This is a genomic window from Streptomyces sp. BBFR2 (genome assembly GCF_044497305.1).
Taxonomy (GTDB): domain Bacteria; phylum Actinomycetota; class Actinomycetes; order Streptomycetales; family Streptomycetaceae; genus Streptomyces.
This window is the reverse complement of sequence record NZ_CP172415.1, coordinates 1011596-1038579: the sequence shown is the minus strand read 5'-3', so window position 1 is coordinate 1038579 and position 26984 is coordinate 1011596. Positions and strand designations below refer to the sequence as shown.

The window sequence follows — 26984 nt, the reverse complement described above, 5'->3', positions numbered from 1 at the left end:
AGCGAGGCGCTGAACCGCAGCAGATCCCGCTTCAGCGCGTCGAACAGTCCGCGGACGGCCTCCGGGGCCAGCTCGACCAGCGCCGCCTTCCGGGCCAGTTCCGCGGCGTCGATGCCGTGGTGCGTGCCGAGCTCCGGCATCTTGAGCAGACGCTTCGCCGGGGGGAGGGCCTGGGCCTCGGCCTGCTTGTTCTCCGCCGTCAGCTCCTGAGTGGCCGTGTCCGCCAGCTCCGTGACCGCGATCAGGACCTCTTCGGCCAGCGGCACCTGAACGGACTTCGGCGTGTGGTGCTCCGGCTGGAGCACCCGCGCCAGCAGCCGGCCCATCCCGAAGGTGAGGGCGGTCGCGGCCTGCGAGACGCGGACGGTCTCCTGGACGGTGATCTCCAGCGTGCCCGGCACGGTGTAGCCGGCCAGTGTGCCGCTGAGCGTGAAGCCGTCGTGCCGGCGGGTCATCGTGCCGTTCGAGCCGGACTGCGCCTGCGAACGCGAGCGGCTGAAGGACGACGACCAGGTGCCGGCGGAGCCGCCGAGCGTGCTGCTCAGGCTCTTGCTCTTCGAACGCCCCTCGTCCGTACGGATGTTGGACTGCACGTACCGGCTGATCGTCCCCTCGACGATCTCGCCGCTGTGCGTGGCCTCCAGGAGGGTGCCCTCGCCCTCGCCCCGGTTGAGGCGGAGCACGAGCTGGGTGTGCGAGCGGAAGCCGGGCCTGTCCGGGGACAGGGCGTGCAGGACCACTCCGGCGCCGCGCAGCGCGTCGGTCATGGCGACCAGAGAGCCCGGCGCGAGCAGCATGTCCAGGGTGCCGGTCAGGGCGGTGCCCGGGGTCTCCAGCCGCCACAGGGCGTTCTTGCCGCCGCGCGCCGCTTCGTGGCCCAGCAGCTCGTTGACGCCCCGCATGATCTGCCGGGACAGCGTCCCCTCGGTGCCGGGGCCGGCGACCAGCCGCTCGGTCACGGTGGTGAGCGGCAGCGTGCGTACCGGCAACTGCTGCGGCACGGCGACCGGCGGGGTGATCTGCGGCGTCCGGGCCGTGGACTGCGGCCGCAGGAAGCGGACACCGCTCGGGATCTCGACGGCCACCGGCTCGGGCTTCTGCGTCTTGACGGTGAGCAGCTGCGTGAAGTCCTCGGCGACGGCGGTGACCGTCCAGGTGATGTCCGCGGCGTGCAGGGAGTGCGGCACACCGGTCAGGATGCTGAAGCTGCCCGAGTTGACGTTGAGGATCCGCGAGACGCTGCGGCCACGGCTGTCCGACGCGGCGTGACCGAGGGACGCACCGCCCTTCTCGCCGTCGAGCCCGAGGGTGTGGCTGTGGTTGCGGAAGAAGTTACCGGTGGTGGTGGACCGGGTGCCGGTGAATCCGGCCGAGTACTCGTTGAGGTCCATCGTGTTCAGCGGCAGCGCGCCCCGGACCTGTCGGACCTCGCCGACCTCTGCCTGGAGCACCAGACGGATCCGGCGGTCGGTGAACGTCCCGTCCAGGACGAGCTGCCCCGGTGCCGCGTCGGACGCACTGTGCAGCGCCGCGACGAGCTGGTCGGGCAGGACCATCGCCTGCGCCTGGAGGAGGGCCGCCGCCTCCGGCACACCCAGACCCCGGAGCGCGCCGACCACCAGCTCGCGGACCTTGCCGGCCCCCTGCACGTCGATCACCCGGTCCCGCTGGGTGAACGCACCGGTGGGGTTCGCCACCGGTGCGGTGTCCTGCTCCGGCGGCTCGACGGGCACCAGCCACCCCGCCTCACCGGACAACGTCCGGCCGGTGACGGTGTGCTGCTTCTGCGTCGCCGGGGTCTGCCCGCCCTTCCACAGCTCCCAGGTCCTGAGCAGCGCCTTCTCCGCCTTGCTGAGCAGGCCCCGCGGCGCGAGCCGGTGGACGGTGACCGACGGCCGCAGCCGCACCCGGTAGGTGTGCAGCACATTGGCGTTCTCCGGGGACGCGGGCCGTGCGTAACCGTGGAGTTGGTAGGTGTAGTACGCGTTCGAGTGCTGCCGGCCGGTCGTGTACGACATCGAGAAGCCGGGGGAGTACCCGACGGCGGGGGCGGTGCCCAGACCGGCCGAGACGCCGCTGCTCAGCCCGAACGTGGTGCTGTGGGAGTCGGAGTTGGCCGTGTCGCGCATGGCGGCGGGCCAGTGGTCGAACCCGGTCCGCGGCAGCAACTGCCGGGAGACGGGCGCGACGTCCTGGGAGAACTCGTCCACGGGCAGCCGCTCGGCGTGCACCGAGAAGACGATCACTTCCTGGACGTTGTCCGGGAGCTGACGCGTCATCGTGTGCGAGACGCCGTCGGGCGAGAACAACTCCGCCATCTGGTAGTTCAGCGACTCGGGGTGGAAGTGGGTGTCGAGGAACCCGTTCCGGGCGACCAGTTCGAGTTCGCTCCAGGTACCGATGCCCGTCTTCTGTTCCGCCCTCCGCAGCGCGGTGATCAGCTCACTGCGGACGTCCTTGGCGCCGGACAGCCCGGCGGGCGCGAACAGGCCGGTGGGCCCGGTCGCCGCCGACAGCTCCTCCGGCGGCTCCGGCAGGTCGTCCGTCTCCCCTTCCAGAAGGGCGGCGGGCTGGTACGTGAACGGGTCGGGCAGTGCGCGCCCGGGGGCAGCACGGAGGGCCGCCCGGTCCAGCGCCGTACGGAATCCGTCGGCCAGCGCGGCGGGCACCCGGACGATGACGGAGATGTCGGTGCCGAGCGGCTTCCCGGAGGGGCGGCCGAGCTGGCGGGCGCCGACCTTGAGATGGACGGACAGCAGGAACGGCACGGTGTCGCCGCCGAAGCGGAGCGTCTGCCACCGGCCGCCACCGATGTCGTACGCGGTGCTCGTGCCGCTGGAGGTGGACGCGCTCACGGTGAGCGGCGACGCGCTGGCCGAGACCGCTCCCAGGTCCGACCCGGGCGCCAGGGACACCCCGGCGCTGAGCGAACGGCTGCTGCCGGCACCGGTACTGGCGCCGTGCAGGCTGAGCCGGCGGGTGTTCCGGCTGGCGGGGACCGGGGTGGGGTCGCCCACCTGCTCGACCGCGGTGATCCGGCCCAGCAGCGAGATGAGCAGCAGACCGCCGTCGCTCATGTGGACCGGCGGCAGATGCGTCTCCCCGCTGAGAATCCGCGTGAGGTCCGTCATCACGTTCAGCTCGCCCAGCCGGCTGTGGACGAATTCGTGCAGCGGGGAGCCCGCACGGGTGTCCGAATAGTTGGCGAACAGCTGGCTGCGCAGCCGCCCGAGACCACCGACCTGCTGCGGCACCATGGGGAAGCGCAGTGCCTGCTCGGTGAGGAGACCGTATGCGGAGTCCGTCACGCCGGCGGGCAGCGGGTCGATCCGCCACGGCAGGGTCGGACGGTTGGCCGCCAGGGCGGACAGTTCGGCCGAGAAGGCCACGACGAGGCCGCCGCTGGTGGTGGCGGAGGTGCGCCGGCCGGTGCCCGCCGTCGTGGTGACGGTGAGCTGGACCCCGGGGAACGAGAAGTGCGTCAGCTCGCCGCTGAGGCCCAGCGACGGGTTGGCGTACACCAGGTCGGTCCGGCTGCCGCCCTCGCTCCGCGTGGCCTTCGCGCCGGCCGTGACCTTGGGGCCGGGAACGACCGCGCCGTTGGCGGCGGAGACCAGCTTGGCCGCGTCCGAGGCGCTGAGCCCGCGCGAGGCCGACAGGGAGGTGGACAGCGACGTGTTACGGCTGGAGCCGGCCTCCTGAAGACCGATGTTCACCTCGCCGTGCGGCCGGTACTGCGGGCCGAGCGCCCGCGCCGTGTTCCGGTCGACGCCGGTGAGCGTGATCCGGAAGGTGGCCGCGGAGACCGTACGGCGGGTGTGCGGCTCGTGCAGCGTCAGTCCGCCGTCGAGCAGACGCTGGGCGAAGTCCCGCGGACCCAGCGTGGCCAGCGTACGGTCGACCTCGGCGCGGGCGACGTCCCGCAGCCCCGCGGGCACCAGACCCACGATGACGTCGGCGACGGTGGTGCCCGGGGCGACCGGGGCGTGCTCCGTCCCGTCGGCGTTCCGCGGCGTCTCCAGACCGTCGAAGCGGATGTCGTGGAACGAGACCACGGTGCCGAACGTACCGAGCGGGAACGAGCCCCCCTCCGCGAAGCCGTGCGGCACCTGGGTGGACCGGCGCAACCGCTCGGCGGTCTCGTCGTCGCTGCTGATCTCCTTGTGCGCTTCGGAGACCTTCTGCTCGCCCTTGCCGACGCCCTTCGCGACCGCCTTGCCCTTGCCGCTCGCCGTGCTCCTGGTGCTCTCCTCGTCCTCGACGAAGGAGGGGATGTCTCCTGCCAGGTGGGCGGAGGCAGAGCTCTCCCCGGAGTTGTCGAAGGGGTGCGGTGCGGAGGCATAGCGGTTGCTGGAGCTGGAGCCGCCGGCCTGGTCGGTCGACTCCTCCGGGGTGGTGAGGCCGTGTCGGCTGCTGGGTGTGCCGCCTACGCGGCGTTGCCTGCGCTGGGTTTCCGTGCCGATCCAGGAGCTGATGGTGTGCGGGGTGTCCTCGGGCAGGCCGGTGCGCTGCTCGTCGGTGAGCGTCACTGTTTCGCCGGCGAGGAACGCGTCGTGTTGGGCGTCGGTGAGCCGGTCCTGTACCTGCGGGGGGAGGGCGGCGAGGTCCGCCGTGCGCTGGGCCTGCGACGCGGCTGCCGCCGCCGCGTCCGCCGCTTTCCGGCCCTTGAGGAACAGTGCCCTGGCCACCTGCTCGACCGCGTCGCCCAGCGCCTCGCGGCGGCGGTCGGACTCGGCGTCGGTGCCGATGACCGGGGGCCACCGCAGGATGCTGGAGGCGAACCGGACACGCGTTCCTTCGCCGCCCTCCAGCAGAACCTGCGGAGTGACCCTGACGGCCGCCGCGACCTCGTGCAACGCCAGCGGGATACCGCCCAGGGCCTGGGCCATTTCCACCAGGCGGAGCCGCCACTCTCCGGGGAGGAGGTTGAGGCTGCGGGCGAGGTCCACCAGCTCCCGGGCGTGGAACCACGGGTGCCGGTGCGTGTCGTTGAGCGCCGCGAACCGCTCCTGGCTCATCCCCAGCTGCCGTGCGCGCCAGGTGGCGATGGCCGGGGTGAGGGCGTCGCGGTGCGCGGTGGCGTGCTCCCACAGCGCACGGCGCTGTTCGAGCGACATCCGGTCGTAGCTGCCGTGCGGCAGGTAGGGCGTCTCCCTGCCCGGCTGCGGCAGGGACTCCGCGAGGGCGGGAAGCTCCTCGATCCCCACGCTCCAGGTGTGGAGTGTGGTGAGCAGCGAGAGGAGGAAGAAGGCTTCGTCCTCGTCGAGCCGGGTCGGGTGCTGCGGGTCCTCGACATCGATACCGAGCTGGTTCAGCAGCAGCTCGAAGTCCTCATTCCGCCAGTGGAAGAGGGTGTTGCTCCGCTGTGCCGCGCGGCCTCGGAGGTAGCCCTTGAACACAGCGAGCAGACCGTGCTGTTCGGGTTCCAGGCCGAAGACATCGGCGATGTACAGGAGGTTGAACGCCAGGACCGGGTCGACGTCCAGCTGTTCGGTGAGTGTGCGGACATCGCTCACCGCGAGGCGTTCGGTGCTCACACTGTGGTCGTAGAGGATGTGCGCCAGAGCGTGGGGCGCGCCGGCCGTGTGGACGTAATCGGCGATGTCCGCGAACGTGATGCCGTGCGCGGCCAGCTGCCGGTACCTCTCGACGTTGCTGTGGTTCCCGGAGCCGTCGGTGAGGCCGGGCAGGCGGTGGGCGACCCACCTCTCCAGCGTCTCCATGACCTGGCCCCCGCCGGGGGCCATCACGAACTCGCGCCGGACGTCGAGACCGGTGCGGGCCGCCCTGGCGTCCGCGGCGCTGTCGATCCGGGCCAGGAAGTCGAGGAAGTCCTCGTCCCGCATCTCCTCGAACGGTTGACCGGCCATCAGGAGGATCACGTGCAGCGGCGAGAGCCATCGTCCGGTCCACTCACGGCCGATGGCGCCGCCGGGGCCGGTGAATGCGGGGTCGGACAGGGCCCGGTACAGCCAGGCCCGGTCCTGCGGGGTGTGGGCCCCGGCCAGGGCTGCGACGTCCCGCAGGAGTGATTCGCACCTCGTGAGGAACGATGCGCTGTCCGGGAGGTCGAAGACCTGGCGGAAGTGCGTGAGGGCGGCCTGCTCGTCGCCGAGCAGCTCAGGCCGGAGCGACCAGTGGGTACCCGGTACCGCTCCTCGCCGGGCCAGGTCGTCGAGCGTATCGGCGACCTGCTCCGCCTCCGGGTCGAGGTCCTCCGGATCGAGGTCGTCGGTCTCCTGCTGGGCCAGCGGCTCGAACAGCTCCCGCAGGTCGTCCGGTCCGGCGAGGGAGCGGAGCGTGTCCAGCCGGAGGGGGAAGCGCCTGAGCACCTCGAAGAGGGCGTGGGGGGCCTCGCTCAGCCCGAGGGCGTCGAGCGTTTCCTGGACGGCTTCGGGCGCCGGGACCTCGCCCGTGGTGGCGACGAAGCGGACGAGATCGTTCATCCGGACGCCCAGCATGTACTGCAGGGTGCCCAGCCGCAGGACCTCACCGGCGGTGAAGCCCGGGAACAGGTTGCCGTGCTCCCGCAGGGCGGACGCGATCAGGCCGTTGGCCGGCGACGCCGCGAGGTCTTCCCGTCCCGCGGCCGACTCTTCGCCGAGGAGCCCGGAGTAGCCCATACGGCGTTGGCCGCGCTCGGCTTCCGTACCGATCCAGGACGCGACGGTGCCCAGGCTCACGGGAGGGCCGGCGTGCCGCGAATCGGTCAGCTCCACCTCCTCGCCGGCGAGGAACGCGAGTCGCTGGTCCTCGGTGAGCAGGTCCTGCACCTGCGGGAGGGCGGCGAGGTCCGCCGCACGCTGGGCCTCCGTCACGGCAACCGCCGCCGTGCGCGCCGCTGCCGGGCCGTTGAGGAGCAGTGCCCGCTCCACCTGGCTGACCGCGTGGTTCACCCCGGCCAGGCGACGGCCGATCTCGGCATCGTCATCGGGGCCGAGGAGCGTGGGCCACCGCAGGAACTGGGAGATCAGCCAGGCCCACTCCTGCTCGCCGGCCGCCATCATCTCCTGCCGGGTGAGGCCGAAGGCCGTGGCGACCTCGTCCAGCGCCTGCGGGATCGCGCCCAGTTCCTGGGCCTTGGTCACGAGACGTGCCGCCGCCCGGCCGGTCAGGCCCAGGGTGCGCAGGGAGTGCGGCACTTCACCGAGCAGTACGGCGAGGTCGACCAGGTGCGGCCACGACCGCTGGGGAAGGCCGAGGTCACGGGCGAGGTCCACCAGTTTCCGGGCGTTGAACCAGGGGTGCTCGGCCGCATCGTTGAGCCTGTCGAACCGTTCCTGGTCCAGCCCCAGTTGGTGGGCGCGCCAGGCGTTGACGGTCGGGATGAGGGCGTCGTGGTGCGCGGCGGCGTACTCCCACAGCGCGCGGCGCTGCTCGGGCGTTGCCGCGTCGTACCCGGCCTCCGGCAGCTCGGGTGCCTGCGGGTGGTGGACCGCCATGGAGGTGGCGAACGCCGGCAGCTCCTCGACGCCGACGTTCCAGGTGTGGAGCGCGGTGAGCAGCGAGAGGACACGGGACGCTTCGGTTCCGCCGTGCGTGAGCAGGTCGGGGACGCTGATGCCGTGCTGTGCCAGCAGCACCCCGAAGTCCCGGTCCCCCCAGCGCAGGAGGGTCTCGTCGCGCTCCGTGCGGGCCTGGGGGCAGCCGGCGAACACGTGGAGCAGGTGGCGCTGGGCGTCGTGCAGGCCGATGACGTCGGCGACGTGCAGCAGGCTGAGCGCCGCCGCCGGAGCGATGTGCAGCTCTTCGGCGAGCGCGTGGACGTCGGCCGTGTGGCGCTGCTCGCGCCGGCCCTCCGTGCCGATCCAGGGCGTGAGGGTGCGGGGCGTGTCCTGGGGCAGGCCGGCGTGCTGCTCGTCGGTCAGCGTGACGGGCTCGCCCCTGCGGAACGCGTCGCGCTGGCCGCCGGTGAGCCGGCTTCGCACCTGCTGGGGGAGGGCGGCGAGCTCTTCCGCACGCTGTGCCCGTGCCGCGGCCTCCGCCGCCGCACGCGCGGCCTCCGGGCCTTCCAGGAGCAGGGCCTTCAGCACCTGCTCGATCGCGTGGGTCCGGGCCGCCCGGCGGCTGCCGGTCTCGGCACCGTGGATCCGGGGCCACTTCAGGACCTGGAGCGCCAGCCAGACACCGCCCCCTTCGCCGGCCGCCACCAACTCCTGGGGGGTCGTGCGGTGGATGTCCGCGACCCGGAGCAGGGCGTGGGGCATTCCGCCCAGCCCCTGGGACATGGCCACGAGGCGCGCTGCCGCCTGGCCGGTCAGGCCCAGGGCACGCAGGGCGTGGGGCACCGTACCGAGCTGTTGGGCGAGGGCCACCAGGCGGGGTGCCGACTCGTGGGGCAGGTGGAGCCTGCGGGCGAGGTTCACCAGCCGTCGGGCGTGGAACCAGGGGTGGCGGCTCGTGTCGGTGAGTGCGTCGAACCGTTCCTCGGACAGTCCCAGTTCCCAGGCGCGCCAGGCGTTGACGGTCGGGGTGAGGGCGTCGGGGTCCTCGGTGGCCTGCTCCCACAGATCGTGGCGCTGCGGGAGTTCCGTGGCGCTGTACCTGCCGTTCAGCCTGAGTTCCTGCGGGCCGCGAGCCGTCAGGAAGTCCGCGAGCGCCGGCAGTTCCTCGATACCGACGTCCCATGTCTGGAGCGCGCGGAGGAGGGAGTCGAGGTAGGAGGCCTCGTCGCGGTCGGGGTTGTGGTCGGGGTCGCTCAGGGCCGTGATGTCGACGCCGTGGTGCGTCAGCAGCCTGAAGAGGTCCCGGTGGCCCCAGCGGAAGAAGGCATTGCCCTGCTCCGCGAGGTGGTGGAGGTAGTCCCCGAACACCTGGAGGACCGTGTGGTGATGTCCGTCCTCCAGACTGAGGAATGTGGAGATCTGCACAAGGCTGAGCGCCGTCATCGGATCGATGCGCAGCTCATCGGTGAGGCGGCGGACCTCGTCCACCACGGGCCGTTCGACGTTCGCGCTGAACTCGTAGAGCGCGTGCATCAGGTCGTTCGGCGCGCCGGTCTGACGGACGTAGTCGACGGTGCTCATGAGCGTGACGCCGATCGCGGCCAGCTGCCGGTGCTCCTCGGCGCTCCGCATGCCTCCGACGTTGCCGATACGGCCTGCGTGCTCGGCGACGTGGCGCTCCACAGCCGCCATGAGCTTGTGTCCGCCGGGTTCCAGCGGCAGCTCCTGCCGGATATCGAACTCGTCCATCATGTGCGCCCGGTGGATGACCGTGCTGTCGATCCGGTCGAGGAAGTCGAGGAAGTCCTCGTTCCGCATCCGGTCGAACCGGTGCCAGCCCATCAGATGGAACACGTGCAGCGGCGAGAGCCATCGTCCGGTCCAGTCCCGGTCGATGGCGCTGCCGGGGCCGATCAACGCGGGGTGGGACAGGGTGCGGAACAGCCAGGCACGGTCCTGCGGGGTGTAGGCCTCCGCCAAGGTGGCGAAGTCCTGGATCAGCTTGAGGTGCCCCTCGGTGACCGGCAGGCCGAGGGCGTTGAGGAAGTGCTCGGCGGCGGCCTTTTCGATGTCGAGCTTTTCGATGAGCTCCAGGAAGTGGTCCGAGTCGAGGTCATCCTCCTCGAGGTCTTCCAGCGGCTCGAACATCTGGCGCAGGACGTCCGGTTCGGCGAGGGAGTGGAGCGTGTCCAGCCGCAGGGGGCGGTGGGTGAGGACGTGGTAGAGGGCGCGGGGGTTGTCGCTCAGGCCGAGGGCGTCGAGCGAGTCCTGGAGGGTTTCGGGGTCCGGGATCTCGCCGGTCGCCCGGGTGAGGGGGACGAGTTCGTCCATCGAGACGTCGAGCAGGCGGCGCAGGGCGTCCAGGCTCAGGACCTGTTCGGGGGTGAAGCCCGAGAGCAGGCGGCCGTGTTCGCGGCGCAGGGCGGCGACCATGGGGGCGACCGGCAACTGCACGCCGTTTTCCTGCACACCGTCTTCCTGCACCGCAGGCGGGGCCTCGTAGGCGGGCAGATCGGCGATGTCGTAGGCCGGCGGGCGCCAGGTGTCGGCCGACGGCAGCTCGGGGATTTCCAGGCCCTCGGTGTCGACCTCGCCGAGGGGCCCGGAGTAGTCCGTTTCCCGATCCCTGCGCTGGATTTCCGTGCCGATCCAGGACGCGACGGTGTTCGGCACGTCCTGAGCCGAGCCGGTCCGCAGCTGCACGGTCTCGTTGGCGAGGAACACGGCGCGCTGGACGTCGGTGAGCGTCGGGGGGGTGCTGGTGAGGAATGCGGTGCGCTGTTCGGCGGTGAGTGTGAAGGTTTCGCCGGTCACGAGCGCCGCGTGTTGGGCGCCGGTGAGCGCGATGGGGTCGTTGGAGAAGAGCGCGGTGCGCTGGGCGTAGGTGAGGACGGGGGGCTGGCTGTTGAGGAGCGCGGCGTGCTGTTCCTCCGTCAGTTCCACCTCCTCGCCGGTGAGGAACGCGTCGCGCTGGCCGGCGGTGAACAGGTCCCGCACCTGCGGAGGCAGGGCGGCGAGGTCTGCCGCACGCTGGCGGTGCGAAGCCTCTGCCGCCGCCGCGACCGCTGCTGCTTCCGCCTGCTCCGCCGGGTTGAGGAACAGTGCCCTCTCCACCAGCCGGACCGCGTGGTTCAGCCCGGCCTGGCGACGCCCGATCTCGACATCGTCGTAGGGGCGGCGGAAGACCATGGGCCACCGCAGGAACTGGGACACCAGCCGGAGCCGTGCCTGGCTTTCCGGTTCCACCAGCTCCTGCGGGGTGAAGCCGTAGGCCGCGGCGATGTCGATCAGGGTGCGGGGCACTCCGCCCAGATTCCGGGCCATGGTCACGAGGTGTGCTGCCGGTCGGCGGGTCAGGCCGAGGGCGAGCAGATCGTGGGGTACGGCGCCGAGCTGTTCGGCGAGGTCCATCAGGTGGGGCCACGACCCATGGGGCAGGTCGAGAGCGTGGGCGAGGTCCGCCAGTTCCTGGAGGTGGAACCAGGGGTGCTCGGCCGCGTCGTTGAGCCTGTCGAACCGTTCCTGGTCCAGCCCCAGTTGGCGGGCGCGCCAGGTGGCGAAGGTCGGGATGAGGGCGTCGTGGTGCGCGGCGGCGTACTCCCACAGCGCACGGCGCTGCTCGGGCGTTGCCGCGTTGTAGCCGTCCCCCGGCAGCAGCCTGGCCGCCTGTGTGTCCTGTGCGGTCACGTGTTCCGCGAGCGCCGTGAGTTCCCGGACCCCGGCGTTCCATGCCTGGAGCGTGGTGAGCAGCGAGATGGTGTAGGCGGTTTCGGCCCCGCCCTGCCCGGTCAGTTCCCGGACGTCGACGCCGTGCCGCTCCAGCAGCTGTTCGAAGCGTGTGTCTTTCCAGATGAGGAGAGTCTTGCTCTTCTCCGTGTGGGTCAGCAGGTCGTCGCGGAGCACGCGGAGCAGGCCCCACTGCTCTTTCCGGAGGCCGATCAGGCCGGCGGCGTGGACGAGGCTGAACGCCGACACCACGTCGATGTTCAGGTCCTCGCTCATCGTGCGGGTGTCGCCCAGCACGGATGCCTCGTTGGCCGCGCTGTGCTCGTAGAGCGCGTACATCAGGCTGCTGTCCGCGCCGGTCTCGTGGACGTAGTCGGCCATCGCTCCCAGCGTGATGCCGAGACCGGCCAGCCGCTGGTACTCCTCGACGCTCCGGTCGTGCCCGGCGCCGCCGTGCCGGCCCGCCCGGCGGGCGAGCCACTCCTCCAGCGCCCTCTTGAGCGCGAGGCCACCGGGAGCCACCTCGATCTCGTGCCGGATGTCACCGTCCCGGGCCGCCGCGGAGCTCTTGATCCGCGTAATGAAGCTGACGAAGCTCTCGTGGCGCATCTCGTCGAACGGGTGTCCGTCCATCAGCGCGATCACGTGCAGCGGTGACAGGTGCCACCCGGCCCATACCCGCCTGGTGGCGCTGCCGTGGCCGATGAACGCGGGTGCAACCAGGGTCCGCAGGAGCCAGGCACGGTCCTGCGGACCGTGGGCACCGGCCACGGCGGCGACGTCCCGGAGGAGCCGTGCCGTCTGCGCGGTGTTCGGCAGACCGAGGACGGTGACGAAATCCTGGAAGGCGGAGTTCTCTTCCGGGTCCTGGAAGGCGGAGCTCTCCTCCGGCATCTGGGTGGAGGCAGAGCTCTCCCCGTGGCGCGGTACCAAGGCATAGCGGTTGCTGGAGCTGGAGCTGCCGGCCTGGTCGGTCGACTCCTCCGGGGTGGAGAAGTCGTCCTGGCTGGTGGGTGCGCCGCCCGGCACGCGCTGCGTGCGCCGGGTTTCCGTGCCGATCCAGGAGCCGACGGTGTGCGGTGTGCCCTGGGAGTCGGTGAGTGTCACCGTTTCGCCCGCGAGGAACGCGGTGCGCTGGTCGGCGGTGAGCTGGTCCTGTACCTGCTGGGGGAGGGCGGCGAGGTCCGCCGCGCGCTGGGCCCGTGAGAGGGCTGCCGCCGCCGCGTGAGCTGCCGCCGTCGCGGGAGCCGCTGCCGGGCCGTTGAGGAACAGCGCCCCCGCCACCTGCTTGACCGCGTCGTTCAGCGCGGTCCGGCGGCGCTCGGACTCCTCATCGGTGCCGATGACCGGGGGCCACCGCAGAATCCGGGAAGCCTGCCCGATCCGCTGTTCCGCGCCGGACGCCAGCAGGTCCTGGGTCAGGACCACGAGGTCTGCCGCCGCCTGGCCCCTCACGTCCAGGGCGCGCAGGGAGTGCGGCACGGCGCCGAGCTGGTCGGCGAGGTCGACCAGGTGGGGTACCGACTCGTGGGGCAGTTCCAGGTGCTGGGCGAGGCCCACCAGTTGCCGGGCGTCGAACCAGGAGTGGCCCGCGATGGCGAGTGCGTCGAACCGCTCCTGGGTCAGCCCCAGTTGCCGGGCGCGCCAGACGTCGATGGCCGGTGCGAGGGCGTCGCGGTGCGCGGCGGCGTACTCCCACAGTGCACGGCGCTGCTCAGGCGTCGCTTCGTCGTAGCTGTTCCCCGGCAGTTCGGGCGTCTGCGCGTCGTGGGCCGCCAGGAACTTCGCGAGTTGAGGCAGTTCCTCGATGCCCACGCCCCATGTGTGGAGGGTGGTGAGCAGCGAGACGACGTAGTCGGTTTCGGTCCCGGGGAGGTCGAGCAGGTCCGCGACGCTGCCGTTGAGGCCGTGCTGCTGCAGCAGCGGTTCGAGGCCCTCGTCCCTCCAGCCGATCAGGAGGTCGCCCTGCTCCGCCATGTCCTGGAGGTGGCCTGTGAACGCCTTGAGCAGGTCGAGCTGGTTGCTTTCCAGGTAAAGGACATCGGCGACGTACCGGAGGTTGAACGCCAGAGCCGGGGCGATGTCCAGCTGCTCGGCGAGGGCGCGGACACGGCTCACCACGGACTGGCGGGCGAGCGCGCTCTGCTCGTAGAGGGCGTGCGCCAGGTCCGGGTGCGCGCCGGTCTCGTGGACGTATGTGGCGCCTTCCGCGAAAGTGACGCCCTCGCCGGCCAGGAACCGGTAGTCCTCGGCCTCCAGTTCCCGGCCGCCGCCGGCATGGACGCCTGCCCGGCGGGCGACCCACAGCTCCAGCGCCGTCATGACCCCGGCGCCGCCGGGCTCCACTGCGGCCCCCTCCCGGATGTCGGCCCCTGTGTCGCGCTCCCGAACTGCCGCGTCGATCCGCGTCAGGAAGCGGAGGAAGTCTTCGTGGCGCATCTCGTCGAACGGATGATCAGCCATCAGGTTGATGACATGCAGCGGCGAGAGCCACTGCCCGGTCCACTCGCGTCCGGCCGCGCCGCCGGGGCCGGTGAACGCGGGGTCGGACAGGGTCCGGAACAGCCAGGCCCGGTCCTGCGGGGTGTGGGCTCCCGCCAGGGCGGCGGTGTCCCGCAGGAGCTGTCCGTACCGCGTGAGGGACGCCGCGGTGTCCGGGAAGCCGAAGACGCGGAGGAAGTGGTCGAGGGCGGCCTGCTCGTCGTCGAGCAGGCCGGGCTGCAGCGACCAGTGGACGCCGGAGAACGTTCCTTGCCGGGAGGGGAGCTGGGCGAGCCCGTCGAGGACTTCGACGACCTGCTCCACCGCCGCGTCGGGAGCCGTCTCCTGCTGCGCCAGCGGCGCGAACAGGTCCCGTAGCGCCTGCGGTCCGGCGAGCGAGTGGAGCATGTCCAGCAGCCGGGGGCGGAGGCTGAGCACCCGGTAGAAGGAGTGGCCGTGGTCGCTGAGCCCGAGGGCGTCGAGCGATGCCTGGAGCGCCTCCGCACGCGGTACCTGGCCCATTTTCCAGACCAGGATGGCGAGATCGTCCTTCGCGACGCCCAGCATGTGCTGCAGGGTGTCCAGGTTGAGGTCTCCCCCGTCCGCAGGGGGGTGGGCGCTGTATGCGGGCACTTCGAAGGTGTCGGCGTAGGACGGCGGGAGAGCGCCGGAAGCGGCCGTCGGCACGGTGACGAGCATGGTGTCGTCGATGTCGCTGTCGCGAACGTCGCTCGCCCGGCGCTGGGCCTCTGTGCCGACCCAGGAGCTGAGGGTGTAGGGGGTGTTCTCGGGCAGTCCGGCGCGGTGCGGACCGGTCAGGGCCACCGGTTCGCCCCTGCGGAACGCGTCGCGCTGTACTGCGGTGAGCCGCTCCCGCACGCTCGGCGGAAGGGCGTTGAAGTCCTCCTCGCGCTGAGCCTGGGACGCGGCCTCCGCCGCTGTGTGTGCCGCCTCGGGGCCTTCCAGGAGAAGTGCCTTGACCACCTGGTCGACCGCGTGGGCCAGGCCCACCCGGCGGCGGTCGGCCTCGGCGTCGGCGCCGAAGATCGGGGGCCACTTCAGGAACTGGAACGCCAGCCAGATCCGCCCCTGCGGGCCGGCCGCCGCCAACGCCTCCGGCGTCGTTTCGTACCTCACCGCGACCTGGGGCAGCATGGCGGGCACGCCGCCCACCGCCTGGGCCATGGCCACGAGGTGTGCCGCCGACTGGCCGGTCAGGCCCAGGCCGGGCAGGGTACGCGGCACCTCACGGAGCTGTACGGCGAGGTCGACCAGGTGGTGTACCAGGCCGTCGGGGAGTTCGAGGTCACGGGCGAGGTTCACCAGTTCCCGGGCGTGGAACCAGGGGTGGCGGGCCGGGTCGTTGAGCTCGTCGAACCGTTCCTGGGTGAGCCCCAGTTCCTGGGCGCGCCAGGTGGCGATGGCCGGGGCGAGGGTGTCGTGGTGCTCGGCGGCGTACTCCCACAGATTGCGGCGCTGCCAGTCCGAGGAGTCGTCGTAGCTGCCCAACCTCAGCCCGGGTGCCTCCTGGTCGTGCTCCGTCAGGAACTCGGCGAGTGCCGGCAGATCCTCGATCCCGACGCCCGCCGTGCGGAGCGTGGTGAGCAGCGAGACGGCGTAGGCGGCTTCGGCTTCGCCGAGCCCGGAATCCGCCGGCATGTCGACGCCGTGCTCCACCAGCAGCCCGGCGAGGTACGGCCTCCGCCAGTGGAGGAGGGCGTCGCCCTGGCCCGCGCGGCCCCGGAGGTAGCCCGTGAACACGTGGAGCAGGTCGTACTGCGTGTCCCGCAGGCCGATGACGTGAGCGAGGTACGCGAGGTTGAGCGCCAGCTCCGCATCGACGTGCAGCGTCGAGGCGAGTGTGCGGGCGGTGTCCACCAGGGGCCGTTCGGTCTTCGCGCTGTACTCGTAGAGCGTGTGCAGCAGGTCGTCGGGCAAGCCGGTCTCGCGGAGGTGGTCGGCCACGGCCGCGAGCGTGACGCCGTTCCCGGCCAGCCGCCGGTACTCCTCGGCGCTCCGCCCGCCCCCGGTGATGTCGGTACCTCCTGCCGCGCCCGCGACCTTGGTACGGCCTGCCTCCTCGGCGACCTTCTTCTCCATGGCCTCCAGGAGCGGGTCGCGGCCGGAGTTCTGGTCGGAGCGCAGCACGATCTCGTAGACGACGTCGCTCTCCGTGATGGCCGCATAGCGGGCCGCGGAGTCGTCGATCCGCTCCAGGAAGCTGACGAAGTCCTCATTGCGCATCTCGTCGAACGTGCAGTCGATCCTGGACATCAGGAAGACCACATGCATCGGCGAGAGCCATCGTCCGGTCCAGACCCGCGGGGCGGTGCCGCCGGGGCCGGTGAGCGCGGGGTCGGACAGGGTACGGAGCAGCCAGGCACGGTCCTGGGGTCCGCGGGCTCCCACGACGGTGGCGAAATCCTGGAGCAGAGCCCTGGTCTGCTCGGTGTCCGGGAAGCCGAAGACACGGCGGAAGTGCTCGATGGCGCCCTGTTCGTCGTCCAGCAGTCCGGGCCGGAGCGACCAGTGGGTGCCGGGGAGGAGCCCCTGGCGTGCCGGGGCTTCGGCCAGTTCGTCGAGTACGGCGACGATCCGGTGCACCTCCGGGTCGAACTGCTCGGTCTCCCGGTGGGCCAGTGGCGCGAACAGGTCCTGCAGCACCTGCGGTTCCGCGGCCGAGTGGAGCGTGTCCAGCCGCAGGGGGCGGCGGGTGAGGACGTGGTAGAGGGCGCGGGGGTTGTCGCTCAGGCCGAGGGCGTCGAGCGAGTCCTGGAGGGTTTCGGGGTCCGGGACCTCGCCCGTCGCCCAGACCAGGGCGATGAGTTCGTCCATCGAGATGCGCAGCCCGCGGTGCAGGGCGCCCAGGCGCAGGATCTCCTCGGTGGTGAAGTCCGTGAGGATGTCGCCGTGTTCTTCGAGCAGCGTGGCCGCGGCCATGTCGCGGTCCAGCAGCGGTGCGAGGTCTTCGTGTGCCGGACCTCCGCTTGCCGGACCTTCGCTGTATTCGGGCAGGCCGGTGGCGTCGGCGTAGGCCGGGGGACGGGCTCCGGTGCCGGCTGCCGATGCCGTGCTGATCACCAAGTCCTCGGAGCTGATCAGGCCGTTGGCCGCGGAGCGGTCCATACGGCGCTGATCGCGGCGGGCCTCCGTGCCGATCCAGGACGCCACGGTGCCCGGTGTGCCCTCGGGACGTCCGCTGTCGAGGAGCCTGTCGTGCTGCGGGGCGGTCAGGAGTACCGGATCGCCGTTGAGGTAGGTGGTGCGTTGCTGGTCGGTGAAGAACGTGGCGCGCTGCGCTTCGGTGAGGTAGGGCCGCACCTGCTGGAGCAGGGCGTCGAGGTCCGCCGCACGCTGTGCCCGTGAGACGGTTTCCGCCGCCGCGCGCGCCGCTGTCAGGCCGTTGAGGAACAGTTCCTGCTCCACCTGGCCGAGCGCGTGGTCCAGGTCCTGCCGGCGGCGGACGGTCTCCGGGTGGTTGTAGGGGCCGAGGACCGAGGGCCACCGCAGGATCGCGGACACCAGCTGGGTCCGCTCCTGTGTGCCGGGTACGAGGGCCGACTTCACCAGGTCGGCTGCCGGCTGGCCGGTCAGGCCCAGGTCGCGCAGGATGTGCGGCACGGCCTGGAGACGTTCGGCGAGGTTGATCAGATCGGGCCGGGCCTCCGGGGGCAGGGCGAGGTCATGGGCGAGGTCCACCAGTTCCTGGGCGTGGAACCAGGGGTGGCGGGCCGGGTCGCCGAGTTCGTCGAACCGTTCCTGGGTCAGGCCCAGTTCCTGGGTCAGGTCCAGTTCCTGGGTCAGGTCCAGTTCTTGGGCGGAGTTCTCCTGCGGCATCTGGACGGAGGCAGAGCTCTCCCCCGGGGTGATGTCGTGGTGCGGTGCGGAGGCGTTGTGGCTGCTGGAGCTGGAGCTGGAGCTGGAGCTGGAGCTGGAGCTGGAGCTGGAGCTGGAGCTGGAGCTGGAGCTGCCGGCCTGGTCGGCTGACTCCTCCGGGGTGGAGAGGCCGTGCCAGCTGGTGGGCGCGCCGCCCACGCGGCGCCGCTTGCGCCGGTGTTCCGTGCCGAGCCAGGACGTGACGGTGTCCGGCGTGCCGTGGGGCAGGCGGCTGAGCTGGCCGGGGGCCAGCGTCACCGTCTCACCGGCGAGGAACGCGGTGCGCTGCTCGAGGGTGAGCAGGCTCCGCACCCGATGGGGGAGGGCGTCGAGGTCCGCCTCGCGCTGTGTCAGGGAGGCGGCTTCCGCCGCCTCCTGTGCCGCTGCGGGTCCTTCCAGGAACAGTGCCTGCATCACGCGCTGGGTCGCCCGGTGCAGGCCCGACCGGCGGCGCTCGGCCTCGGCGTCGGTGCCGATGATCGGGGGCCACTTCAGGACCCCGGACACGAGCCCGGCCCACCCCTCCGGGCCGGACGCCAGCAGCTCCCGCGGAGTCAGGCGGTTGGCCGTGGCGACCTTGGTCAATGCCAGCGGAATGCCGCCCACTTCCCGGGCCAGGGTCACGAGGTGCGCCGCCGCCTGGCCGGTCAGGCCCTGGGTGAGCAGGGAGCGGGGCACGGTGCGGAGCTGCTCGGCGAGGCCCACCAGGTGGGGCCGCGCGGCGGGGGGCAGTTCGAGATTGCGGGCGAGGGTCACCAGTCCCCGGGCGTGGAACCAGGGGTGGCGGGCCGCGTCGTTGAGTGCGTGGAAGTGTTCCGGGGCCAGTCCCAGTCCCTGGGCGCGCCAGGCGGCGACGTCCGGGAGCAGACCGTCGGGGTGGGCGATGGCGAGCTGCCAGAGTGCGCGGCGCTGCGGGAACGCCGTGTTGTCGTAGCTACCGTTCAGCCCGGGGGTGGTCTGCGGATGGAGGCGCGTCAGGAACTCTGCGAATTCCGGCAGCTCCTCGATGCCGGCGTCCCAGGCCCGGAGCGCGGTGAGCAGGGAGATGAGGTAGCCGGTTTCGATGCCGCCGTCCCCCCTGAGGTTCTGGACGGCGACGCCGTATTCCTCCAGTAGCGGTTCGAAGTCCTCAGCCGCCCAGTCGAGGAGGGTGTCGCCCTGCTCCGCGCGGTCCTGGAGGTAGTTGGTGAACGCGTGGAGCAGGTGGTGATTTTCTTCCTGTAGGCCGAGCGCGTCGGAGACGCGCAGGAAGTTGAACGCCAGGACCGGGGTGACGCGCATCCTTTCGGCGAGTGCGCGGACCTCGTCCACCACGGGCCGTTCGGCGGTCGCGCTGTACTCGTAGAGGGCGTGCATCAGGTCGGTGTGCGCGCCGGCTTCATGGACGTATTCGGCGATGTCCACGAACGTGATGCCGTTGTCGGAAACACTCGCGTGCTCATCGGCGTTCCGGTTGCCCCCGGTGTTGCCGATACGGCCTGCCCGGCGGGCGACCTGATCCTTCATCACCGTCATGAGCCCGTGCCCGTCGCCGGCGATCACGAATTCGCGTGTGATGCCTTCCCCGATGTGGAGCGCCCGGATGGCCGCGGTGTCGTCGACCCGCTCCACGAAGCTGATGAAGCCCTCGTCACGCATCCGGCCGAAGCCCTCGCGGCGCATCTGGTCGAACGGGCGCTCGGCCATGAGGAAGAGCACGTGCTGTGGCGAGAACCACCGTTCGGCCCGCTGCCACTGGAAGGCATCGCCGGGGCCGGTGAACGCGGGGTCGGACAGGGCCCGGAGCAGCCAGGCGCGGTCCTGCGGGGTGTGGGCTCCCGCGAGGGCGGTGGCGTCCCGGAGGATTTGCCAGTAGTCCTCGGAGTCCCCGATGCCGAAGACGTTGCAGAAGTGCTCGAGGGCGGCCTGCTCATCGTCCAGGAGCCCTGGCTGCAGCGACCAGTGGACGCCGACGAGCGCTCCCTGTTGAGCCGGGGCCTCGGCGAGTTCTTCGAGTGCATCGGTGACCAACTCGACCATCTGGCCGGACGCCCGGACCTGCGGGTCGCGCAGGGGAACGAACAGGTCCTGAAGGACTTCCGGCCTGCCGAGGGAGTGGAGGATGTCGAGCCGGAGGGGGAAGCGCCGGAGTACCTGGTAGTAGGCGCGGGGGTTGTGGCGCAGCCCGAGGGAGTCGAGGGATTCCTGGAGGGCTTCGGGAGACGGGATGTCACCTGTCGCCCGGACGAGGGCGACGAGTTCGGCCATCGAGACATCGAGTATGCGGCGCAGGGTGTCCAGGCGCACGATCTGCTCGGTGGTGAAGCCCGTGAGGAGGTCACCGTGTTCCCCGGTCAGGGCGTCCGCGATGGCCTGGGGCGACCGGCGGCCGTATGCGGGCGGTTCGGAGACGTGGGTGTAGCCGGGCAGTCCGGAGACGACGTCGTAGACCGGCGGGAGGGTGCCGGTTTCGGCTCCCGCCGCCCGGGAGAACTGCTGTCCTTCCCGGTCGATCTGGCTGAGGGCCCAGCGGAAGTCCATGGGGCGCTCGGTGCGCCGCTCTTCGGTGTCGACCCAGGAGGCGATGGTGTGCGTCGTGTCCCGGGTCGGGCCGGCGCGTCGTGCGTCGATGAGTCGTAGGGGCTCGCCGTCGAAGAACGCGGTGCGCTGGTCTTCGGTGAGGGTGATGAGTCCGTTGTGGAGGAAGGCGGTGAGCTGCTGGTCGGTGAGGGTGGTGGGCCGGCCGGTGCTGAAGGCGGTGCGCTGCTCGGGGGTGAGCACGGTGGGTTCGGCGTCGAGGAAGGCGGTGCGCTGTTCCTCGGTGAAGGTGACGGATTCGCCGCGGGACAGCGCGATGCGCTGTCCGGAGGTGAGGGGCAGGGGCCCGCCGGCGAGGAGCACGCGGAGTTGGACGGGGGTGAAGGCGACGGGTGCGCCGGCGAGGAACGCGGTGCGCTGCTCGTCGGTGAGTGTGACGAGTTGGCGGGCGAGGAGCGCGGCGCTCTGTTCGCCGGCGAGCCTTACGGGTTCGGCGGCGAGCAAGGCGGTGTGCTGCTCGTCGGTGAGCGTCACCTCGTCGCCCGCCAGGAAGGCGGCGTGCTGCTCTTCGGTGAACCGGTTCCGTACCTGCTGGGGGAGGGCGGCGAAGTCCTGCTCACGCTGGGCCCGCGACGCGGCTTCGGCTGCCACGCGTGCTGCTGCCGGACCGTTGAGGAACAGCGCCCTCTCCACCTGGCGGACCGCGTGGCCCAGCGCCTCCCGGCGGCGGATGGTTTCGACGTTGTTGTAGGGGCCGAGGACCGAGGGCCACCGCAGGTACTGGGACACCACCCAGAACCGCCCCTGCTCGCCGGAGGCCAGCAGCTCCTGCGTGGTGATGACGTGGCTCGCGACGACCCGGGGCAGTCCCCAGGGAATTCCGCCCACTGTCTGGGCCAGGGTCACGAGGTGTGCTGCCGCCTGGCCGGTGAGGTGGAAGGCGAGCAGGTCGTGCGGTACGGCGCGGAGTTGTTCGGCGAGGTCGACCAGGTGGGGCCGCGCCTCCGGGGGCAGGTGGAGAGCGCGGGCGAGGTACACCAGTTCCTGGGGGCGGAACCAGGGGTGGCGGGCGGTGTCGTTGAGCGGGTTGAACCGTTCCTGGGTCAGTCCCAGTTGCCAGGCGGCGACGGCCGGGGTGAGGGCGTCGCGGTGGGCGACGGCGTACTGCCACAGCGCGCGGCGCTGCTCGGGTGTTGCCTCCGTGTAGCTGTCCACCTGCGGCACGGGTGCCTGTGCGTCCTGGGCCACCACGTCGTCGCCGAGCGTCGGGAGTTCCTCGATGAGCGCCGGAAGTTCCTCGATGCCGGCGTACCAGGTGCGGAGCGTGGTCAGCAGCGAGAGGACACGGGACGCTTCGGTTCCGCCGTCCGTGAGCAGGGCGGAGAGGTTGATGCCGTGCTGCGCCAGCAGCACGCCGAGGTCCCGGTCCCTCCAGTGGAGGAAGGCGCTGTCCTGCCTCGGGAGATTCCGGAAGTGGCCCCCGAACACGTGGAGGAGGGCGCGCTGTTCGCCTTGCAGGCCGAGCAGATCGGCGGCGTGCAGCAGGCTGTACGCCAGCTCCGGCGTGACGCGCAGCTCTTCGGCGAGTGCGTTGACGTCGCCGTTGTGGCGCTGTTGGCGCTGGGTTTCCGTGCCGATCCAGGACGCGATGGTGTGCGGTGTGCCCTGGATGGTGAGGGTCACGGGTATGCCGGCGAGGAACGCATCGCGCTGCTCGCCGGTGAGCTGGTCCTGTACCTGCTGGGGGAGGGCGGCGAGGTCTTCCTCGCGCTGGTGGCGGGAAGCGGCTTCCGCCACTGCCTCTGCGGCCTCGGGGCCTTCCAGGAGGAGTGCCCTGACCACCTGGTCGACCGCGTGGCCCAGCGCCGCCCGGCGGTGGCCGGTGGTGGCACCGTGGCCCGAGGGCCACATCAGAGACCGGAACGCCAGCCAGATGTGCCCCTGCGTGCCCGCCGCCACCAACCTCTGCGGAGCGATGCGGTGCATCTCCGCGACCTGGAGCAGCGCCCGGGGCACTGCGCCCAGTTCCTGGGCCATGGTCACGAGGTGCGCTGCCGCCCAGCCGGTCAGGCGGAGGGCGAGCAGGTCGTGGGGCACGGCGCCGAGCTGTTCGGCGAGGTCCACCAGATGGGGCCGCGATGCCTGGGGCAGGTTGAGGTCATGGGCGAGGCGCACCAGTTCCTGGGGGCGGAACCAGGGGTGGCGGGCCGCGTCGTTGAGCTCGTCGAACCGTTCCCGGGTGAGTCCCAGTTCGTGGGCGGAGTTCTCCTGCGGTACCTGGGCGGAGGTAGAGCTCTCCCCCGGGGTGAGGCCGTGGTGCGGTGCGGAGGCGTTGTGGCTGCCGGAGCCGGAGCCGGAGCCGGAGCCGGAGCCGGAGCCGGAGCCGGAGCCGGAGCCGGAGCCGGAGCCGGAGCTGGAGCCGCCGGCCTGCTGAGAGGACGGGGTGTGAAGGTCGCGCCGGTCTGCGGGCGCTCCGCCCACCACGCGCTGCATACGCCGGGTTTCCGTGCCGATCCAGGACGCGACGGTGCGCGGCGTGCTGCGCGGCAGGAGGGCGAGCTGATCGCGGGTGAGCGTCACCGTTTCGCCCGCGAGGAACGCGGCGCGCTGCTCGCCGGTGAGCTGGTCCCGCACCTGCTGGGGGAGGGCGGCGAGGTCTTCCGCGCGCTGTGCCGCGGAGATGGCTGCCGCCACCGCGTGTGCCGCTGTGCGTCCCCCCAGGAACAGCGTCCTCGTCACGCGCTTCATCGCGTGGTCCCGGGCCGCCCGGCGGCGATCGGCCTCGGAGTGGGTGCCGATGATCGGGGGCCATCGCAGAATCCCGGACACGAGCCCGGTGACCTGTGCGCGGGACGCCAGCAGTTCCTGCGGGGTGACGTGGTAGGCCGCCGCGACCTCGGACAGTGCCGGCGGGATGGTTCCCAACTCGTTCGCCAGTCGCACCAGTTCGGCCGCCGACCAGCCGGTGACGCCCAGGTTCAGCAGAGTGTTCGGCACCTCGCCCAGTCGCTCGGTGAGCGCCACGAGGTCCGGCAGCGCGCTGTCCGGCAGGGCCAGGGCGCCGGCGAGGTTGCTCACCGGCAACGCGACGTTCACCTGCGGGGACTCGGCCTGCGCCGGCGCGCTCAGGTCCTCGTCGTCGGCGTTCTCTCCCGCGTCGGCCGGGAGCACCTGCACGATGGCGTGGAGGTAACCGTCCGCATCACGCTCGCCCCACGTCACGGTGTAGTTCGCCGTCACCGGGTCCGCGGCCAACTCGGCGCGGATGTACTCCGCTTCGAACTGCTCACGCGTCCGGGTCTCGCCGTACGCGAGGACGGTCGTGTCACCGGCCGCCTGGACACGCCACAGCAGAACGCCCGGGGAGGCCGGGATCTGCTGGGCCCTGACCAGGTCGACGAGGAGGGGGTCCTGGCGGTCCGCCGCGGTGCGCGGCGGGACGAAACGGCCGGACGGGGTGTGGATCGCGGTGCGCTCCATGTCGCCGAGGCCCAGCAGGGTGGCCTCCGGCGAGTACCGCAGGGCCAGCAGGTCCCGGACCTGGAAGACGACGCTGAGGCTTTCGCCGCCGTAGCGGAGCGCGCCGCGCTCGTTGGCGCCGCGCACCGTCACCTTGACGTAGGCGTCCGCGAAGTCATGGGTGTGCCAGAGCGTGGTCTGCGCCGTGCCGTCGACGCGGCTCATCGCCCAGCCGGAGCTGTTGACGGAGCGGCCGACGGAGCGGCCGAACGTCAGCGCGCCGCTCACCGTGGCGACCGGCGCCTCTTCGTTCTCGCCCAGCGGGACGCCCTGGCCCCAGCCGGCCGAGAGGCTCTGCCCCTGGCTGGTGCCGATGGACATCCCGTTGTTCTGGGAGCCGTAGTCGCTGCGCTCGGAGGTCCCCGGACGCCAGCCGAGGGAGCGGCCCTGCGCGGCGGGGAGCACCGCGATGCCGAGCACACCGGTGGTGTCGGTCAGGGGACCGCCCAGGCTGCGCAGCGCCGGGCCGACGGTCGCCGGGGTGCCGGTGAGACCGTGGAGCAGCACATGGCGGGCCAGGACGTGCGGGTCGAAGTAGCGGTGCAGGCCGTCCTGCGAGAACTGCCCGGCGCGGACCAGCTCGCCCAGCTCCGCGCCGTAGCTCCGCAGCGCCGCCGTCACCTGGTCGAACAGCTGCCGTACCGCGGTCGGGTTGAAGACCACGCTCACGGACTTGCGGGACAGCTCGTTCGCGCTGATGGCATACCGGCCGGCGCGCGCCAGCGCGGTGTCGGGATTCGGGGCGATCAGCCGGGTGACGGTGGGCAGCGCCCGCGCGGCCGGAACGCTGTCCGGCAACTGGTTCACCGGGACGGTGATCTCCTCGCGCAGCTGGACCCGCCTGGCGGGGACGGGCCCCCGGCTCATCGCCTGGAGGAGGCGGGCGCTCTGGCGGGCCAGGTCGAGGCTGAGGGTGTTGACGCCTCGGGCCGGTACCACCGACCGGCGGAGGCTGATCTCCAGCACACCGTCCAGCCGGAAGGTGGCCAGCGTGCCGGAGACGGTGTACCCGTCGTGGCGGCGGGTCAGCACGCTCGTGCTGAGGCTCTGCGAGGTGCCCGCCGAGTGGCTCAGCGATGCCGAGCCGCCAGAGAACATCGGGGTGAGTGAGTATCCCGTCCCTGTGCCGCGGCTCCTGCCGAGTTCCTGGCGGGTGTTCCACTGGGTGTAGCGGCTGACGGTGCCGGGTGTGAGGCGGTGGGTGAAGTGGGCGCCCCGTCCGGCGGGGTCGCGGTGGAGGCGGAACACCAGCTGGAGATGGGTGGTGTGGCCGGCTCCGGGGACGGTGGTGTGCAGCACCATCCCGGCTCCCGCCATGGCGTCGGCCATCGCGTGCAGGGTACGCGGGGTGAGGACGGTGTCCAGGGTGCCGGGCAGCGCCGTGCCCGGTGTCTGCGGCGTCCACTGGGAGTCCAGGGCGGCCTTGGCGTGGGTGGTCAGGAGCGTCCCGACCTCCGCCATGACCGACTCGGTGAGGGTGGCGGGGCTCTCCAGGTCATCCCCGTTCTCCTCGGCCACCGTCAGGTTGTCCTCGGAGGCGGCAGGCAGGAAACGTTCGCTGACCGACGCCGGCGGCAGCGCGGTGACCGGCAGGGTCTCCGGTACCGTCCGCTCCTCGGCGGGGTCGGTGGCCGGCCACTGCGGGGTGAGGAAGGTGATGCCCTGGGCGATGTCCACCGTGTCCGGCGTCTGGGTCGGCGACCAGTCGCCGATCACGTTGGTGTTCTTGGTCTGGACCGTCAGATGCCACACCACACGCCCCGTGCGGGAGCGGTGCGGCAGCGCGCCGCGGGCCACGAAGCTGCCCGGGCAGACGTTGGTGACCTCCGCGAGGCTGTGGCCCTTGCCCGGCGAGGAGGACCGCCCGAACCCGAGCCCGCCCGTGCTGGTGCCCGTACCACCGGTGAAGGTGGCGGAGTGGGCGTGGTTGAGGTGGTTGGTGGTGACGCTGCGGACGTCGGAGAAGCCCGCGGAGTACTCCGCGAGGTCCATCGTCGACAGCGTGACCGTCTCCTCGGCGTCCACCACGTCGGTGATCTCCGCGCGGAGGAGCAGCCGGACCCGGCGATCGGTGAGGGCTCCGCCCAGGATCACCTGGGTGGTCGCCGAACCGGCGCCGGTGTGCAGCGCCGCGACCAACTGGTCGTGGGTGAGGGCCGTCTCCAGATGGGCCCGCGCCTGGTGGAGCGGGACGCCGTGCGCGGTCAGCAGCTCCAGGGCGCGCTCGCGCAGCCGGGCGGTGCCGGAGACGCCGAGCACCCGGTCGTGCTGGGTGAGGGTGACGGGGCCCTCGGTCGCCGGAGCCTGGACGGTGGGCACCTGCGGTGCAGGTGTGGCCACCGGGACCAGCCAGCGCGCCTCGGCCTCGATCACCCGCGGCCGGGCGGTGGCATGGCGGGGCTGCGCCGTGCCACGGGATCCCGCCGGGCGCACCGCGCGCACCAGACGGTTCACCGCGCCGGTCAGACCGGATGCCGGGACCTTCTCCACCGTCACGGACGTGACCAGCCGCACCTTGTACGTCAACTGGTGTGCGGGACCCGCGTAGTTGAGTCCCGAGAGCAGATACGCGTAGGACGTCAGGCCCTGCTTGGAGGTGAGGCCGCGCGAGAAGAGCGTGAGGTCGCTGCCGTGGCCGGCGTGGGTGCCCCAGCCGCTCGCCACGCCCACGCCCAGGGCCAGCTTGGAGCTGTGCGACTGGGAGTTGGCGAAGTCCCGCATGGCACTGGGCCACAGGTCGAACCCGGCGTTCGGCAGATGGACGGCGGACAGCGGTGCGATGCCCTGCCCGGGGGCGACAGGCACCCGCACGGCACGTACCTGGAAGTGGACCGTCTCGGTCTCCCCGTCGGCCAGCGGCCGGACGAAGGTACGGCGCAGCCCCTGATCGTCGGGGGCAACCGTCGCGTCCCGGTCGCCGAACAGCTCGGTGAAGCGGGCACTCAGCGACTGCGTGTGGAAGTGGGTGTCCAGGAACGTGTTCAGGGCGAGCAGTTCCGCCGGCGTCCACTCCGGTGCGCCGAGGGACTTCCGCGCGTGCATGAGCTGCTCGCGCAGTTCGTTCCGGACGTCCGTGTGATGCCCGGTCCCGTTGCCGGAACCGCGCCACAGGTTGGACAGCCCGACCGGGCCGTACAGGCCCGAACTGCCCGTCGGCTGCGTCAGCTCGTGCGGGATCGCCGCCTCCGGGGCGTCCTGCTGCGGGGTGTGGGCGAGAGGTTGCGGGACGGAGGGCAGGAGGCCCTGGCTCTCGTCCGCCACGATGCGGTGCAGCGCGTCCTGGAAGGCGTCGGCCAGCTCCTCTGGCACCCGGACGGCGACCGCGACGGATTCGCCGAACTCCCGGCCGAAGGCGTCACCGAGCGACCGCACCCCGGCCTCCAGCCGGACGGTCAGCAGGAACGGCACACTCCTGCCGTT

The 26984-nt window shown here is 71.7% G+C and carries 1 protein-coding gene (cut by both window edges); it reads right to left on the bottom strand.

Every position in this 26984-nt window falls within one protein-coding gene, locus tag ACGH2B_RS03565, for a protein-glutamine glutaminase family protein (protein WP_399083919.1), read on the bottom strand. The gene is 56958 nt long; 7819 of those nucleotides lie to the left of the window and 22155 to its right, leaving coding positions 22156-49139 in view — codons 7386 (complete) to 16380 (partial); the first complete codon in reading order (the gene reads right to left) occupies positions 26982-26984. Both codon boundaries (start and stop) fall beyond the window edges.